Below are 2078 nucleotides of genomic sequence, written 5' to 3'. Positions count from 1 at the left end.
CGGTGCGGCCATCACGACCGATGCCGCCGCGAGGCCCCCGCCCTCGCTGTCGGGCCCGCCGCCTGGCGCCGCGCCGCCCGCGATCGCCGCGTACAGCAGCAGCCCCAGCACGGCCACCGCGCACCCCGTCACCGCTGCCCGCGCACCGCGCGGAAGGCCATGCATCGGGGGCGGAGGGGGCGCGTACGGCGTGGTCTCGGACACGGGCCGAGCGTAGGCGGCATCCCTTCGACGGGCATCAGACCACAGACGTATGCCTCCGGGCCGAGGCGCGGCGCCGATCCCTGTCGCTGGGGCGATGCGACCCGCCCCCGGCGCGCGGCACCGTGATTCATGTGATCGAAGTCAACGGACTGACCAAGCGCTACGGCGACGTCCTCGCCGTCAACGACCTCAGCTTCACGGTGCGGCCCGGGACCGTGACCGGGTTCCTCGGCCCGAACGGCGCCGGCAAGAGCACCACCCTGCGCATGATCCTGGGCCTGAACCGGCCGACCGCCGGAACCGCCACCATCGACGGCCGCCCGTTCCCCCAGCGGCAGGCCGGCCTGCACCACGTCGGTGCACTGCTCGACGCGGGGGACGTCCACCCCGGCCGCAGCGCCGCCGCCCATCTGTCGGCGCTGGCCCGCAGCAACGGGCTGCCCCGCCGCCGGGTACGGGAGGTCCTGGAGGAGGTGGGTCTGGCGGGCGCGGCACGCCGCCGTGCCGGTGGGTTCTCCCTGGGAATGCGGCAGCGGCTCGGCATCGCGACCGCCCTCCTCGGCGACCCGCCCGTGCTGCTGTTCGACGAGCCGGTCAACGGCCTGGATCCGGAGGGCGTGCGATGGGTGCGCGGCCTCTTCAAAGGGCTGGCCGCCGAGGGTCGCACGGTGCTCGTCTCCAGTCATCTGATGAGCGAGATGGAGAACACCGCCGACCGTCTCGTCGTCATCGGCCGGGGCGAACTGATCGCGGAGGAGAGCGTCGACGAGTTCGCCGCGCGCGGCACCCGCAGCCGCACCCATGTCACCGTGCGCACCCCGGACCCCGCCCGGCTCTCGGCCGTACTGACCCCTGAAGGCGCCGGCGTACAACCGGACGGCCAGGAGACGCTCACGGTCACCGGGCTGACCGCGGACCGCGTCGGTGAACTCGCCTTCGAGCACCGGATCATGCTGCGTGAGCTCGCACCGCACAGCGCATCGCTGGAGGAAGCGTTCATGGAACTCACCACCGGCCGCGCCGAGTACCTCGCGGGTGACCGCCGATGACCTCGCTCATGACACCCCGGACGGCCGAGACCGCCCGCACCCGGGCGCCGGCCGAGCCACGCGTCCGCCGGCGCGACCTCATCGCCGCCGAGTGGATCAAACTGTGGTCCCTGCGCTCCACGCGTTGGGTACTCGGGCTCGGCGTCCTGATCCTGATCGCGCTCGCCGTGCAGAGCAGCCTCGACACGTACGACAACTGGCCGGACTTCGGCCCCCAGGAGAGATCCCACTACGACCCGATGAGCGAGGCACTCAGCGGCGCCGGCGTCGCCCTCCTCATGATCGGCGCGGGCACGGTCGGTGCCCTGACGATCGTCGGTGAGTACGCCTCCGGTCTGATCCGCACCACGTTCACCGCGGTACCGGCCCGCAGCCGGGTGGTGCTGGCCAAGGCGGCCGTCGTCGCGGCCGTCATGCTGGCCGTCGGCACGGCCGTCTCGTTCAGCACGTTCTTCGTGAGCCAGGCCATCCTGTCGGGCCGCGGCATCGGCATCTCGCTGGGTGAGCCCGGTGTCCCGGGCGTCCTCGCGGCGAACGCGGCACTCGCGCCGGTCTCGGCCCTTGTGGGCATGGGCGTCGGCGCGCTCCTGCGGCATACCGCCATGTCCGTCGTCTCGGCCTGCGGGGTGCTCGTCGTACTGCCGGGCTTCTTCAAACCGACCGTCCATCAATGGGCGAACGAGCTGTTCGGCTACTTCCCCTACTACAGCTGGCGCAGCTGCCTGTCCCAACTGCACCCCCAGGAGGTTGCCGCCCTGCCCTCGGCGGCCGAGGCCTGGACGGGCTTCGCGCTGTGGCCCCTGCTCGCGGTGGCACTCACCCTGG

Annotated in this window: 3 protein-coding genes; 2 read left to right on the top strand and 1 reads right to left on the bottom strand. The window is 72.6% G+C overall.

The window, feature by feature from the left end:
- The coding region (locus VIU94_RS05740) for a hypothetical protein (protein WP_331908216.1) at positions 1 to 204 on the bottom strand (204 nt) is incomplete at its 3' end.
- A gap of 131 nt (positions 205 to 335) precedes the next feature.
- On the opposite strand from VIU94_RS05740, the gene VIU94_RS05735 reads away from it, so the two are divergent.
- Positions 336 to 1253, top strand: a complete 918-nt coding sequence (locus VIU94_RS05735; RefSeq protein WP_331908214.1) for an ABC transporter ATP-binding protein — start codon at positions 336 to 338, stop codon at positions 1251 to 1253.
- 8 nt (positions 1254 to 1261) lie between these two features.
- On the top strand, positions 1262 to 2078 hold an 817-nt coding region (locus tag VIU94_RS05730), incomplete at its 3' end, for an ABC transporter permease subunit (RefSeq protein WP_331908212.1).

Origin of the sequence: Streptomyces sp., assembly GCF_036566765.1 — a bacterium.
Classification (GTDB): domain Bacteria; phylum Actinomycetota; class Actinomycetes; order Streptomycetales; family Streptomycetaceae; genus Streptomyces.
This window is presented reverse-complemented; position numbering and strand designations above follow the sequence as displayed.